Annotated in this window: 10 protein-coding genes; 8 read left to right on the forward strand and 2 right to left on the reverse strand. The window is 67.4% G+C overall.

The window, feature by feature from the left end:
* Positions 1-14 precede the first annotated feature (14 nt).
* The gene (locus QTH97_RS32920) at positions 15-3,608 is read right to left on the reverse strand and encodes an indolepyruvate ferredoxin oxidoreductase family protein (RefSeq protein ID WP_286572794.1); all 3,594 of its coding nucleotides are present in this window, start codon (positions 3,606-3,608) and stop codon (positions 15-17) included.
* A gap of 91 nt (positions 3,609-3,699) precedes the next feature.
* Here QTH97_RS32920 and QTH97_RS32925 point away from each other — a divergent pair, with 91 nt between their 5' ends.
* Together QTH97_RS32925 and QTH97_RS32930 are read left to right on the forward strand one after the other, a co-directional pair.
* Complete coding sequence (locus tag QTH97_RS32925; protein ID WP_286572795.1) at positions 3,700-4,212, forward strand: Lrp/AsnC family transcriptional regulator; 513 nt, start codon at positions 3,700-3,702, stop codon at positions 4,210-4,212.
* Positions 4,213-4,353: 141 nt separating this feature from the next.
* Positions 4,354-5,202 carry a shikimate dehydrogenase family protein gene (locus QTH97_RS32930; protein ID WP_286572796.1) on the forward strand — a complete coding sequence of 283 codons (849 nt, stop codon included), beginning with the start codon at positions 4,354-4,356 and terminating at the stop codon, positions 5,200-5,202.
* Here the strand turns inward: QTH97_RS32930 and QTH97_RS32935 are convergent.
* On the reverse strand, positions 5,199-5,996 hold the full coding sequence (locus tag QTH97_RS32935) for an IclR family transcriptional regulator domain-containing protein (protein WP_286572797.1): 798 nt from the start codon (positions 5,994-5,996) through the stop codon (positions 5,199-5,201). The two genes, QTH97_RS32930 and QTH97_RS32935, sit on opposite strands and share 4 nt — an antisense overlap.
* Positions 5,997-6,144: 148 nt before the next feature.
* Between QTH97_RS32935 and QTH97_RS32940 the strand changes: the two genes are divergently transcribed.
* The 6 genes from QTH97_RS32940 (at position 6,145) to QTH97_RS32965 (ending at position 13,298) form a co-directional block, all read left to right on the forward strand.
* The gene (locus tag QTH97_RS32940; RefSeq protein ID WP_286572798.1) at positions 6,145-8,043 is read left to right on the forward strand and encodes a bifunctional sugar phosphate isomerase/epimerase/4-hydroxyphenylpyruvate dioxygenase family protein; all 1,899 of its coding nucleotides are present in this window, start codon (positions 6,145-6,147) and stop codon (positions 8,041-8,043) included.
* Positions 8,044-8,253: 210 nt separating this feature from the next.
* A complete protein-coding gene (locus tag QTH97_RS32945; protein WP_286572799.1) occupies positions 8,254-9,666 on the forward strand; it encodes an MFS transporter in 1,413 nt (470 codons plus the stop codon).
* 18 nt (positions 9,667-9,684) lie between these two features.
* The gene (gene pcaH / locus QTH97_RS32950; protein WP_286572800.1) at positions 9,685-10,428 is read left to right on the forward strand and encodes a protocatechuate 3,4-dioxygenase subunit beta; all 744 of its coding nucleotides are present in this window, start codon (positions 9,685-9,687) and stop codon (positions 10,426-10,428) included.
* Positions 10,425-11,045 carry a protocatechuate 3,4-dioxygenase subunit alpha gene (pcaG, locus tag QTH97_RS32955; RefSeq protein WP_286572801.1) on the forward strand — a complete coding sequence of 207 codons (621 nt, stop codon included), beginning with the start codon at positions 10,425-10,427 and terminating at the stop codon, positions 11,043-11,045. The genes pcaH and pcaG overlap by 4 nt, the downstream gene beginning before the upstream one ends.
* Before the next feature lie 59 nt (positions 11,046-11,104).
* Positions 11,105-11,644, forward strand: coding sequence for a carboxymuconolactone decarboxylase family protein (locus QTH97_RS32960; protein ID WP_286572802.1), 540 nt, complete (start codon positions 11,105-11,107; stop codon positions 11,642-11,644).
* 4 nt (positions 11,645-11,648) lie between these two features.
* On the forward strand, positions 11,649-13,298 hold the full coding sequence (locus QTH97_RS32965) for an acyl-CoA synthetase (RefSeq protein WP_286572803.1): 1,650 nt from the start codon (positions 11,649-11,651) through the stop codon (positions 13,296-13,298).
* Positions 13,299-13,316: the final 18 nt, after the last annotated feature.

The following is a 13,316-nucleotide window of genomic DNA, read 5'->3' on the forward strand; positions in this document are numbered from 1 at the left end:
GACGAGCGTGCCGCTCAATGCGTCGCGACAACCTCGATCCCGCGGATCTGGCCAGCCTTCGCTTCGGTCGCCGGCCTCGGATAGCGGCTGGGCGAGAAGCGGTGCATCAACTCCGCTTCACGGCCGCGCGCGAGTGCGAGATTCGCCAGCTTCACGTGGCCGTAGCCACGGATCGTGAGCGGCACGGCGGCGATCTGCGCCGCGAGCTTCTGGTTGCCGGGTGACAGCTCGGCCATCAGCTCGTCGAGCCGCGCATCGAGCTGCCCGATCAGCGAGCGCTCCAGCCGGCGTTCCGCCGTGTGGCCGAACAGGTCGAGGGCCGTGCCGCGAAGGCGCTTGCCGTGGGCGAGCCACTTCATGGCCGGCAGCATCCAGGCGCCGAGGCGGATCTTGGCGGGCGGCTGGCCGTTCTTCGGCCGCGACAGCAACGGCGGGGCCATGTGGAATTCGAGCTGGACGTCGCCTTCGAACTGCTCCGCCAGCTTCTCGCGGAAGCTGCCGTCGCTGTAGAGGCGCGCGACTTCGTATTCGTCCTTGTAGCTCATGAGCTTGAGCAGGCTGCGCGCTGCGTTGCGCGTGACCGGCAGGCTCGGGTCGCCGCCGGCGAGTGACGCTTCGCGCTGCTGCACGGCGCGCACGCGCGCCTCGAAGCGCTGCGCCCAGGCCGCGTTCTGGTAGCCGGTGAGGTGCTGGCGCCCGCGAGCGATCAGGGCCTCCACCGATTCGTCCTGCACGCTGGATGCGCTCGTGCTGCGCAGCGCCTCGACCGCCTGCGGCTCGCCCGCGGCGAGCCGGCCGAGCGAGAAGGCCATCAGGTTCGCTGCAACCGCAACGCCGTTGAGTTCGATCGCGCGCGTCACCGCCTCCAGGCTCAGCGGCACCAGCCCGCGTTGCCACGCATAGCCGGTCGCGAGGATGTTCGACGCCAGCGTGTCGCCGAGAAATTCCTCCGCCATCGTCTGTGCATCGAAGGTCTCGACCTGATCCCTTCCCGCAACGAAGCGCATCTTTTCCAGCAACAGTTCGACCTTGAGGTCGGCATCCGGATTTCGCAGCGACTCGGCCACGGGGATTTCGTGCATGTTCGCGAGGATGCGGGTGCGTCCATGGCGCACGGTCTGCAAGGCGTCGGGCGAAGCGCCCACGACGATGTCGCAGGCCAGGATGGCATCCGCCTGCTGGGTGTCGATGCGCACCTGGTTCAGCCGCGCGGGCGTGTCGGCCAGGCGCACGAAGCTCAGCACCGCGCCGCCCTTCTGCGCGAAGCCCATGAAGTCCAGCACGCTCGCCGACTTGCCTTCGAGGTGCGCCGCCATCGCGATCACCGCGCCCACGGTCACCACGCCGGTGCCGCCGACGCCGGTCACGAGCAGGTCATACGGCGCATCCCACGTGCGCTGCGCCGGGCGCGGCAGTGCGGCCACATGCTGCAGGAAGGCATCGCGCCCGGCGGCGAGCGCACCACTCTTCTTGCGCAGCGCGCCGCCGGTCACGCCCACGAAGCTGGGGCAGAAGCCCTTGGCGCAGGAATAGTCCTTGTTGCAGCTCGTCTGGTCGATCTTGCGCTTGCGGCCCAGCCCGGTTTCATGCGGCAGCACGGCCACGCAGTTGCTCTGCACGCTGCAATCGCCGCAGCCTTCGCACACGGCCTCGTTGATGAACAGGCGCTTGGGCGGGTCGACCAGCTCGCCCTTCTTGCGGCGCCTGCGCTTCTCGGCTGCGCAGGTCTGTTCGTAGATCAGCACCGTCACGCCGGGAATCTCCCGCAGCCGGCGCTGCACCGCATCGAGTTCGCTCCGGTCGTGGAACTCGGTGCCGGCCGGGAACTTGCCCTTGATCTGCGCGTACTTGTCGATCGCGTCGCTCACGACGACCACCTGCTTCACGCCTTCGGATTCGACCTGCCGCGCGATGGCATCGACGCTGATGATGCCGTCGACCGGCTGTCCGCCGGTCATCGCGACGGCGTCGTTGAAGAGGATCTTGTAGGTCAGCGTCGCCCTGGCCGCAACTGCCTGCCGGATCGCGAGATAGCCCGAGTGGTAGTAGGTGCCGTCGCCGAGGTTCTGGAAGACGTGCGGCGTGCGAGTGAACATCGAGTGCGAGACCCAGTCGACGCCCTCGCCGCCCATCTGGATCAGTCCCGCCGTGCTGCGGTCCATCCAGTTGGCCATGAAGTGGCAGCCGATGCCGGCCCGCGCGGTCGAGCCGTCGGGCACCTTGGTGCTCGTGTTGTGCGGGCAGCCGGCGCAGAAGTACGGCAGGCGCTTGACCGAATCGCCGTCGTTGCTCAGCAGCGCCGGCAGCGTGAAGTCGCGCACATGCTGGAAGTGGTCGCCGAGTTCGGCGTTAACGGGGAAGTGCACCGACAGCCAGTGGGCCACCAGCTCGATCAGCCGCGAGGGCCGCAGCTCGCCGAGCGCCGACACCAGCGGCCGGCCGTCACGGTCGTGCTTGCCGACCAGCGCGGGCCGCGCGCCAGGCGGCGCGTTGTAGAAAAGGTCGCGCAACTGGCTCTCGACGATCGCGCCTTTCTCCTCGACGATCAGGATTTCGTCGAGACCCTGAGCGAAGGCCTGGATGCGCGTCTGCTCGATCGGAAAGCTCAGTCCCACCTTGTAGAGCCGGACGCCGACGCGCGCGAGGCTCTCCGGCGTCACTTCGAGACGGCGCAGCACTTCCATCAGGTCGTAGTGCGCCTTGCCGCACGTCACGATGCCCACCTTCGCACGCGGGCTCTCGATGACGTGGCGGTCGATGCTGTTGACGCGCGCGAAGGCCGCCACTGCCTCCAGCTTGTCGGCCAGGCGCGATTCGATGCGCAGCGAGGGCAGGTCGGGCCAGCGGTAGTGCAAGCCGTCGGGCGGCGCGCGATGGCCGGTGGCGGCGCGGACAGTGTCGCCATCCGCCCACGTGGCGACGCGTGCGTCGACGAGGTCGAGGTCGACCGTGCCCGCGCTCTCCACCACTTCGGACAGTGCCGCCATGCCGACCCACGCGCCGGAAAAGCGCGACAGCTCGTAGCCGTACAGGCCGAACTCCAGGTACTCGGCCACGCTCGCCGGCTGAACGACAGGCATGCTCCAGGCGACGAAGGCGTGGTCGCTCTGGTGCGGCATCGACGAGGAGACGCAGCCGTGGTCGTCGCCCGCCACCACCAGCACGCCGCCGTGCGGCGACGAGCCATAGGCGTTGCCATGCTTGAGCGCGTCGCCGGCGCGGTCCACGCCCGGACCCTTGCCGTACCACATCGCGAACACGCCCTCGACGGTGCGTTCGGGGTCCGACTCCACGCGTTGCGTGCCCAGCACCTGGGTCGCCGCCAACTCTTCGTTGATGGCCGGCACGAAACGGATCCCAGCATCCTTGAAGCCCGCACCGGCCTTCCAGATCGCCTGGTCGACCATGCCGAGAGGCGAGCCCCGGTAACCGCTGACGAAGCCCTGCGTGTCCAACCCGCGGGCCGCATCGCGCTGGCGCTGCATGAGCAGCACGCGCACCAGCGCCTGCGTGCCGGTCAGGAAAACGGCGCCGGATCGGGCCCAGAGGCTGTCGGAAAGCTGGTACGCGGGGCGCTGGATGGGAGAGGGGGTCGCGGTCGAGTGCATCCGAGGATTGTTCTTCGCCTGCTGGAGGAATATTCTCTGGAATACGCCCCCACAGACCCTAGTTTCGAGAATCCTGTTCTCGCAGATCCCCATGAACGACGATTCCATTCCTCTGGACAATTACTCGCTGCAGATCCTGCTGGAACTGCAGCGCGACGCGCGGCAGACGGTGCAGCAGATCGCCGACAAGGTGGGCCTGTCATCCACGCCCTGCTGGCGCCGCATCAAGGAGATGGAGGCCGCGGGCGTGATCCGCGGCTACACCGTCGTGGTCGACCGCGAGAAGGTCGGCCTCAACATCGCCGCGGTGACAGAGGTGAATCTGGACCGACACAACGAATCGAAGGTGCGCGACTTCGAGAAAGCGGTCGAAGCGAGTCCGGAGATCGTGCGCTGCGTATCGGCCACCGGCCCGGCCGACTACATCCTCACGGTGCTCGTGCCCGACATCAAGCACTACGAGAAATTCCTGCACACCACCTTGTTCGAGCAGGCCGGCGTCACGCACGTGCGGTCTGCGATCGTGCTGCGGGAAGTGAAGACCGAAGGAAGCCTGCCTGTCGACTTCGGGCCGACGCTGCGCTCGCGAACCGGGGCACGCTAGCGCAGCCTTGGTGGATACCCTCGGTTCGAGCGCGTGGCGCGCACTTCCAGCGGTGATCGTGCAGCGCGGGCCCTGGCTTGTTGTATCGCACCGGCCTGCCGACTAATCTGCCGCCGACCACCTTCATCTCGGGACCGGCACATGAACATCTCAGGCAGCACGCGCGTCTTCCTCATCCTCGGCGATCCCGTGGCGCAAGTGAAGGCGCCGCAGGCCTTCAACCACCTTTTCCGTGAACACGGCATCGACGCGGTGCTGGTCCCCGCGCACGTGGCGCCCACGGACTTCGCCGCCTTTGCGACGCAGGCCTTGAAGGCGCGCAACATCGACGGCCTGTGGCTCACGATTCCCCACAAGAGCAGCATGATCCCGTTGCTGGACCATTGCGATGCGCTGGGGCTCGCAGCCGGCGCAGTCAATGCGGCGCGGCGCAATGCCGACGGATCGATCGAAGGCGCCTTGTTCGATGGCGTGGGCTTCACCAAGGCGCTGGACCATTGGGCGATCCCGATCGAAGGTCGCCGCATCCTGGTGGTGGGCGTGGGCGGCGCCGGCGTGGCGATCGCCGCCTCGCTGGCCGCACGCCGCGCCGGATGCGTAGCGCTTTCCGCCAGGAATCCCGCGCCTGCCATCGAAGTGGCGGCGCGCTTGCGCGAGCACTTCCAGTGCGAGGTGATGTCTGTCGCCACGACCGATCCCGCCGGCTACGACCTGGTCATCAACGCCACGCCGCTCGGGCTCGACCCCGGCGATCCGCTGGCCTTCGACGTCGCACGGCTGGACGCCGGTGCCAGCGTGGTCGATATCCTGATGAAGAACCAGCCCACGCCGCTGCTGCGCGCCTGCGAGGCCCGGGGCATCCGCGCCTATCCCGGCTTCGAGATGCTGATCCAGCAGGTGCCCGAATATCTTTCGTTCTTCGGCATGGAGGGCATGTCGCGGGAGGTTGCCGCGGACCTGTCCGGGGTGCGCGCGCTGTTCGGCGCCTAGAGCAGCGGCCGCAGCGACTGCGCCGTTTCGCTCAAGGCCGGCACCAGCCTCGCGATGACCTGTTCGCGCGACCACGAGCGCATCTGCAGCGTGATGCTGATGGCGGCGACGGCGGCGCCCCGCCGGTCGCGCACGGCCATGGCCACGCCGAGCAGGGCGGGATCGAGGTGTTCCTCGATGATCCAGTAGCCCAGTTCCCGGGCCGCACGGACGTGCTGCAGGAAGACGGCCGGATCGGTCACCGTCTTCGACGTGAAGGCCGTGAACACATGCTCGCCGACCCAACGCTCCAGCCTGCTGTCGTCGAGTGTCGCGAGCAGCGCGACCCCGGGGGTCACCACGTGGGCCGCCACGCGCAGGCCAGGGTAGAAGCCCACCGACACCAGCCGCGGGCTGTTGCTGCGCGAGATATAGACCACGTCGTGGCCCTCCAGCACGCTCACGTTGACGGTCTCGCTGGTGCGGGCCGAGAGGTGTTCGATCGCGGGTTGCACCAGGCGCGGCACGCGCGCCGCGTCCAGGAAGCTCTCACCGAGCCGCAGCACGCGCGCGGTCAGCCAGAACAGCTTGCCGTCGGTGTTCGCATAGCCGTGATGGCACAGCGTCAGCAGATGGCGTCGCGCCGCGGTGCGCGACAGTCCCGTGCGCGCGGCCACCTCGGAAGCGCTCATGCGCGAATGCGCCGCGTCGAAAGCCTCGATCACCGAGAGGCCGCGAGCCAGGCCTTCGATATGGTCTTCCGGTTCGATCGGGAAAACATCGGTCGAACTCGTCGATGAGGCATTTGCGGACATCCGTAGAAACCATCTAAACGAACGTTGATCGGACGGGTGCAGCCGCCAAGCGGTCAGTGCGCAAGGCGCAATCATTGTGCCGGAACGGCGTGCTCGGTACGCTTGGCCTCCGCTTCGGATCCTCCGGACTTCTACCAAGGACATCGACATGCACCGCTCCATCGCCACGGTCTCTCTGAGCGGCACGCTGCGCCAGAAGCTCGAAGCCATCGCTGCGGCGGGCTTCGACGGCATCGAGCTCTTCGAGCCCGATTTCATCCAGTTCTCCGGCAGCGCGGGCGAGTTGCGGTCGATGCTGTCCGATCTGGGCCTCAGCCTCGACCTGTACCAGCCGTTCCGCGATTTCGAGGGCATGCCGCAGGCCCAGTTCGAGCGCAGCCTGGATCGGGCCGAGCGCAAGTTCGACCTGATGCAGGCGCTCGGCGCGCCGCTGGTGCTGGTGTGCTCGAACACCTCGCCCGTGTCGCTCGGCGAAGTCGACCGGGCCGCCGATCAACTGCGCGAGCTGGCGGAGCGCGCTGCGCGGCGCAACCTGCGCATCGGCTACGAGGCACTCGCCTGGGGCCGCCACGTCAACCGCTTCGGCCAGGCCTGGGAGCGGGTGCGGCGCGCCGATCATCCGCACCTCGGCCTGATCCTCGACAGCTTCCACACGCTGTCGCTGAACGACGATCCGGCCGGCATCGCGGACATCCCGGGCGACAAGATCGCCTTCCTGCAGATGGCCGATGCACCCCGGCTGGCGATGGACGTGCTGCAGTGGGCACGGCACTTCCGCAACTTCCCCGGCCAGGGCCAGTTCGACATGGTGGGCTTCCTGGAGGTCGTGCTGCGCGCCGGCTACACCGGTCCGTTGTCGCTGGAGATCTTCAACGACATCTTCAGGGAGACGCCGAACCGCCGCACGGCGACCGACGCCATGCGTTCGCTGCTTCTGCTGGAGAGCGAGGTCCGGGCGCGCCTGCAGTCCGAGCCGCCAAAGGCCGGCCCGGTGCGAACCGAGCTGTTCGATCCGCCAGCCATGCCGCGATTGACGGGCTTTCGCTTCCTGGAATTCGCCGTCGACGAGCCTGCCGCCGCCGCGCTCGGTACCGTGCTCGAACAGATGGGATTCCGGCGCGCAGGCCGGCATCGCAGCAAGCAGGCCTTCTTGTATGCGCAGGGCGACATCCGGCTGGTCGTCAACGCGCAGCCCGATTCGCTGGCGCGCCAGCGCTTCGACCTGCAGGGCCCGTCGGTCTACGCGCTGGGGCTCGGCACGGCCGACCCGGAGCTGGCGGCCAGCCGGGCCGCTGCCTTGCTCTCGGCACGCTTCGACAGCCCGATCGGGCAGCAGGAGATGCGCCTGCCGGCGATCGTGGCGCCCGGGGGCACGGTGATCCATTTCGTGCCGGACCCATCCCCCGTGGACTTCGACCAGGTCGACTTCATCCCCGAGACCGACGGCGGCGAAGGCGGGCCGTTGCTGGACTGCGTGGACCACCTGGCGCTCGGACTCGCCCAGGACCAGCTCGATAGTTGGGTGCTGTTCTGCCGCGCCGTGCTGGGACTGTCGCCGGGGGACAGCCTGGAACTGGCCGACCCCTTCGGCCTGATCCGGAGCAGCGGCCTGGCCAATGCGGATCGCACGCTGCGCATCGTGCTCAATGTCTCGTTGAGCCAGCGCACACGCACGGCGCGCACCGTGGCGTCCAGCGGCAGCGGCGGGAGCGTCCACCACATCGCATTCGGTTCTCCGGACATCTTTGCCGCCGTCGAACGGATGCGTGAACGAGGGACGCCCTTCGTGCCGATCTCGGCCAACTACTACGACGACCTGTCCACGCGCTTCGACATCGCCGCACCGCTGCTCGAACGGATGCGCGCGCTCGGAATCCTCTTCGACCGCACTGCCGACGGCGACTACTTCCACATCTACACGGAGAGCTTCGGCGACAGGTTCTTCTTCGAGATCGTCCAGCGCGCAGGCGCGTACGACGCCTATGGGGCGCTGAACGCACCGGCGCGCATGGCATCGCAAGCGCAGCAGCAGGCGGGCGCGCGCTGATCGCCGCGCGGGCCCCATGAGGGATCACCCTTGATTGAACCGATCACCGGACAGGTTGTCCGCTGGGCGAGCATGTCGTGTACGCCTTGTCTTGCGGCGAGCGCGCATCAGGAATAACGTCGCTCAGCCCCGTGCTCTGTCATCCAAGCTGCCGTATGCCGGTCGGCAGCCCGAAATTCCCAATCGGCAAGTCGAAATTGGAGACATCGAATGACCAGTGCTTCAGACCACGAGCCGCATGGCACGCATCAGACCAAGAAGGCCACCGCCAGCGGCTGGATAGGCTCGGCCCTCGAGTACTACGACTTCTTCATCTATGCGACGGCAGCCGCGCTGATCTTCCCGCAGATCTTCTTTCCGAGTTCGGACCCCAAGGTCGCGATCGTCGCGTCGCTGGCCACCTACGGCGTCGGCTACGTCGCGCGACCGATCGGCGCTTTCTTCCTCGGCCACTGGGGCGACACGCACGGGCGCAAGATGGTGCTGGTCATCTGCATGTTCCTGATGGGCTTCTCGACCGTCGCGGTCGGCCTGCTGCCGACCTATGACCAGGTGGGCCTGTGGGCACCGGCGATGCTGGTGGTGCTGCGCCTGATCCAGGGCTTCGCGGTGGCCGGCGAAATCTCGGGCGCAAGCTCGATGATCCTGGAGCACGCGCCTTTTGGCCGGCGCGGCTTCTACGCCAGCTTCACGCTGCAAGGCGTCCAGGCCGGCCAGATCATGGCCGCGGCGGTGTTCCTGCCGCTGGCGCACTACATGCCGGCGGAGGCCTTCAACACCTGGGGCTGGCGCATTCCGTTCCTGCTGAGCTTCATCGTCATCGTGGCCGGCTACATCATCCGTCGCGAGGTCGAAGAGACGCCGGCCTTTGCCGAGGAAAGCGCGGAGGGCGCCTTGCCCAAGGCACCCGTGATCCAGGCGGTCACCGAAAGCTGGCGCGACATGCTGCGCGTGATGCTCTGCTCGCTGATGAACGTGATCCCCGTGGTCGCCACCATCTTCGGTGCCGCCTATGCGGTGCAGCCGGGCTACGGCATCCGCTTCGAGAAGGATGTCTACCTATGGATCCCGGTGATGGGCAACATCGTCGCCGTGCTGGTGATCCCCTTCGTGGGCAACCTGTCGGACAAGATCGGCCGCCGGCCGCCCATCATCATCGGCGCGCTGGCCTCGGGGCTGTTGTCCTTCGCCTACCTCTACGCGATCAGCATTCACAACGTGCCAATGGCGATCATCATGTCGCTGCTCATGTGGGGCGTGGTCTACCAGGGCTACAACGCCGTCTATCCGAGTTTCTATCCGGAGATGTTCCCGACACGCACCCGCGTCTCCGGCATGGCCATCTCGCAGAACCTGGGCACGGCGATCACGGCACTGCTGCCGGTGCTGTTCGTGACAGTCGCACCTCCGGGAGCCGTCAACATCCCCATGACCATCGGCCTCATCACGCTCGCCATCTGCCTCGTGGCGGCCATCTCCGCCTGGACCGCACGCGAAACCTACCGCGTGCACCTGAACGATCTGGGCGACAGGAACGCGGTGCCTGTTCCGAAGCAGGAGTACGACCGCATACGGGAACAGGCACTCGGCGACAAGCCGAAGATGACCAACGTCGCGGCCTGACCCGTGGAGGAGAGCGCGATGTCCAGAGCACCCGCCGACGGCGACGAATTCATGATGCGCGACACCACGTCGCACCCGGCGGCCTTTGCGCCGGCCTACAAGACCAGCGTGCTGCGCAGCCCGCGAAACGCGCTGATCTCGCTGCAGCAGTCGCTGTCGGAAGTGACCGCACCGGTGTTCAGCGCCGACGAGCTGGGCCCGCGGGACAACGACCTGATCATGAATGCCGCCAAGGACGGCATGCCGGTCGGCGAGCGCATCATCGTGCACGGCTTCGTGCGCGACCAGTACGAGCGGCCGGTGGCGAACGCGCTGGTGGAAGTCTGGCAGGCCAATGCCAGCGGCCGCTACCGGCACAAGAAGGATCAGTACATCGGCGCGCTCGATCCGAACTTCGGCGGCTGCGGCCGCATGCTGACCGACGCGAACGGCTACTACGCCTATCGCACGATCCGTCCGGGTCCCTACCCGTGGCGCAATCGAGTCAACGACTGGCGACCGGCGCACATCCACTACGCCATCTCCGGTGACGGCTGGGTGCAGCGGCTCATCACGCAGATGTACTTCGAGGGCGATCCGCTGATCGCCAGTTGCCCCATCCTGCGCATCGTCCCGAGCGAGGAGCAGATCCGCGGCCTGATCGCGATGCAGGACACGAGCGCCTTCGTGCCGCTCGACAGCAGGGCCTATCGCTTCGACATCGTGCTGCGCGGGCGGCGGGCCACGCTCTTCGAGAATCTCGTTCAGGGAGAAGCGCAATGACGAGCGTACTTCGCGAGACCGCGTCGCAGACGGCGGGCCCCTACGTGCACATCGGCCTCGCGCCGAACCAGGCCGGCTTCGACATCTTCGAGAACAACTTCGGCAACGTGCTGGTCACGCCGAAGACGAAGGGCGAGCGCATCCGCATCGAAGGCACCGTGTTCGACGGCTCGAACACGCCGGTGCGCGACGTGCTGATCGAGTGCTGGCAGGCCAACGCCGAAGGCAAGTACAACCACCCGGGCGACCGGCAGCCGGGCAAGAAGATCGATCCGGCCTTCCGCGGCTGGGGCCGCGCCTGCAGCGACTTCGACACCGGCCTCTACAGTTTCGAGACGATCAAGCCTGGCGTCGTCCAGGGGCGCAAGGGCCGGCCGATGGCGCCGCACATCTCGCTGTGGATCGTGGCGCGGGGCATCAACCTCGGCCTCAACACCAGGCTCTACTTCAGCGACGAGGCCGAGGCCAATGCCAAGGACCCGGTGCTCAACCTGATCGAGTGGGAGGTCCGCCGCAAGACCCTCATCGCGCAACGCGAGACGCGCGGGGACTCGGTGGTCTACCGCTTCGACATCCGCTTGCAAGGCGAAGGGGAGACGGTGTTCTTCGACATCTGAGCGAAGCGCTCCGCGCCTGCAACGCCCTCAAACCGACAACAACCGCGAGGAGAAGCGCCATGCCCAACATCGCCTACCGCAACACCGAAGACCCCGAACTGGCGGAGCTGGTCGCAACGATCCGCGCGCGCCGATCGAGCGGCAAGCTGCTGAACCTCGACCGCATGCTGCTGCACAGTCCCGCGTTCGCGCGCGGGTGGAACGCGATGTTCGCCGCCATCCGCAACCAGTTGCAGGTGCCGCGGCACATCAACGAGCTGGCGATCTGCGCCGTCGCGCGGCTCAACAACGCCGACTACGAGTGGCTGCAGCATGCGCCGGAGTTCCTCGCCGCCAAGGGCACGCAGGCGCAGCTCGATGCGCTCGACGACGTCACTTCGGCCTGCTACGACACCACGTTGTTCGACGACCACGAGCGCGCCGCGCTGCGCCTGACCCTCGACATGACGCGCCAGGTGGCCGTGCGCCCCGAGATCATCGAGCGGGCGCGGGTGCTGTTCGGCGAACAGCAACTCGTCGAGCTGATGGGCACCATCGCCGGCTACAACATGGTGTCGCGCTTCCTGGTGGTGCTCGGCATCGATGCCGCGGGGGAATGACGCCATGGCCATCGACACGCAAGCGCGCGAGGACGAGGGCCTGGAGCGCCGCGCGGCGAACCATGTGCCGCTCTCGCCCCTGACCTTTCTGGAGCATGCCGCAAAGGTCTATCCGCAGAAGGTCGCGGTGGTCCACGACGATCGGCGCATCAGCTACGCCGAGCTGTACGAGCGCTGCAAGCGCCTGGCTTCCGCGCTCAGCCGGGCGGGCGTCGGACTCGGCGACACGGTCGCGATCATCGCGCCCAACGTGCCGGCGATGCTGGAAGCGCACTACGGCGTGCCGATGGTCGGGGGCGTTCTCAACACGATCAACACGCGCCTCGACGGACCGGCCATCGGCTTCGGCCTGAAGCACGGCGAGGCCAAGGTGCTGATCGCGGACCGCGACTTTGCCGATGTCGTGCGCGCCGCGCTCAAGGAAGTCGAGGCGCCGCCGCTCGTGATCGACATCGTCGACCCCGCGGGCAAGAACGGCCATCCGGATTCGATGGCGGTCGGCCAGCTCGACTACGAGGCCTTCCTCGCGCAGGGCGACCCCGAGTTCGCGTGGCAGTTGCCGGCGGACGAGTGGCAGTCGATCGCGCTGAACTACACCTCGGGCACGACCGGCGACCCCAAGGGCGTCGTCTATCACCATCGGGGCGCCTACCTGAACGCCATGGGCAATGCGCTCGCATTCGGCCTGACGCCGGATACGGCCTACCTGTGGACGCTGCCGATGTTCCACTGCAACGGCTGGACCTATACCTGGGCCGTGACGCTGGTCGGCGGCACGCATGTCTGCCTGCGCCAGGTCGAGCCGGCGCGCATCTTCGAGCTGATCGGCAGCGAACGCGTGACCCACTTCTGCGCCGCGCCCATCGTGCTGAACATGATGATCCATTCGCCGGCCAAGCCCTCCGCGCGCTACGCGCACGTGGTCGAGGTCGCGACCGGCGGCGCCGCTCCGCCGAGCGCGGTGATCGAGCAGATGGAGCAACTGGGCTTCAAGGTCACGCACCTCTACGGACTGACCGAGACCTACGGCCCCGCCACGCTGTGCGCCTGGCAGCACGACTGGGACGGCCTCGATCTCGCAGGGCGCGCGGGCAAGATGGCGCGCCAGGGCGTGGCCATGCCCACGCAGCAGGAAGTCACGGTGCTGGATGCCGAGACCGGCGAACGGGTGCCGGCCGACGGCGCGACGGTCGGCGAGATCGCGATCCGCGGCAACACCGTGATGAAGGGTTACCTGCGCAATCCGCAGGGCACCGAGGAGGCATTCAAGGACGGCTGGTTCCGCTCCGGCGATCTCGCGGTGATGCACCCGGACGGCTACATCGAGATCAAGGACCGGCTCAAGGACGTCATCATTTCCGGCGGAGAGAACATCTCGTCGCTCGAAGTCGAAGAGGTGCTCTATCGCCACCCGAAGGTGATGGAAGCGGCGGTGGTCGCCAGGCCCGACGAGAAATGGGGCGAGACGCCCTGCGCCTTCGTCGCGCTCAAGCCCGACGCCGGCGCTGCCACGGCCGAGGAGATCATCAAGTGGTGCCGCGCCAACCTGGCGAGCTTCAAGTGCCCGAAGCATGTGGTGTTCGGCGAACTGCCGAAGACCTCGACCGGCAAGATCCAGAAGTTCCTGCTGCGCGAGCAGGCCAAGTCCCTCTGAGCCAGCTGGAGCAAGCAC

The sequence above is a fragment of the Variovorax gracilis genome (assembly GCF_030317115.1).
In the GTDB taxonomy this organism is placed as follows: Bacteria; Pseudomonadota; Gammaproteobacteria; order Burkholderiales; family Burkholderiaceae_C; genus Variovorax; species Variovorax gracilis.

Bases quoted from the DNA above. Each gene is read 5' to 3' on its own strand.
- QTH97_RS32920 (WP_286572794.1), bottom strand. From the start codon at position 3,608: ATGCACTCGACCGCGACCCCCTCTCCCATCCAGCGCCCCGCGTACCAG.
- QTH97_RS32925 (WP_286572795.1), top strand. From the start codon at position 3,700: ATGAACGACGATTCCATTCCTCTGGACAATTACTCGCTGCAGATCCTG.
- QTH97_RS32930 (WP_286572796.1), top strand. From the start codon at position 4,354: ATGAACATCTCAGGCAGCACGCGCGTCTTCCTCATCCTCGGCGATCCC.
- QTH97_RS32935 (WP_286572797.1), bottom strand. From the start codon at position 5,996: ATGTCCGCAAATGCCTCATCGACGAGTTCGACCGATGTTTTCCCGATC.
- QTH97_RS32940 (WP_286572798.1), top strand. From the start codon at position 6,145: ATGCACCGCTCCATCGCCACGGTCTCTCTGAGCGGCACGCTGCGCCAG.
- QTH97_RS32945 (WP_286572799.1), top strand. From the start codon at position 8,254: ATGACCAGTGCTTCAGACCACGAGCCGCATGGCACGCATCAGACCAAG.
- pcaH (WP_286572800.1), top strand. From the start codon at position 9,685: ATGTCCAGAGCACCCGCCGACGGCGACGAATTCATGATGCGCGACACC.
- pcaG (WP_286572801.1), top strand. From the start codon at position 10,425: ATGACGAGCGTACTTCGCGAGACCGCGTCGCAGACGGCGGGCCCCTAC.
- QTH97_RS32960 (WP_286572802.1), top strand. From the start codon at position 11,105: ATGCCCAACATCGCCTACCGCAACACCGAAGACCCCGAACTGGCGGAG.
- QTH97_RS32965 (WP_286572803.1), top strand. From the start codon at position 11,649: ATGGCCATCGACACGCAAGCGCGCGAGGACGAGGGCCTGGAGCGCCGC.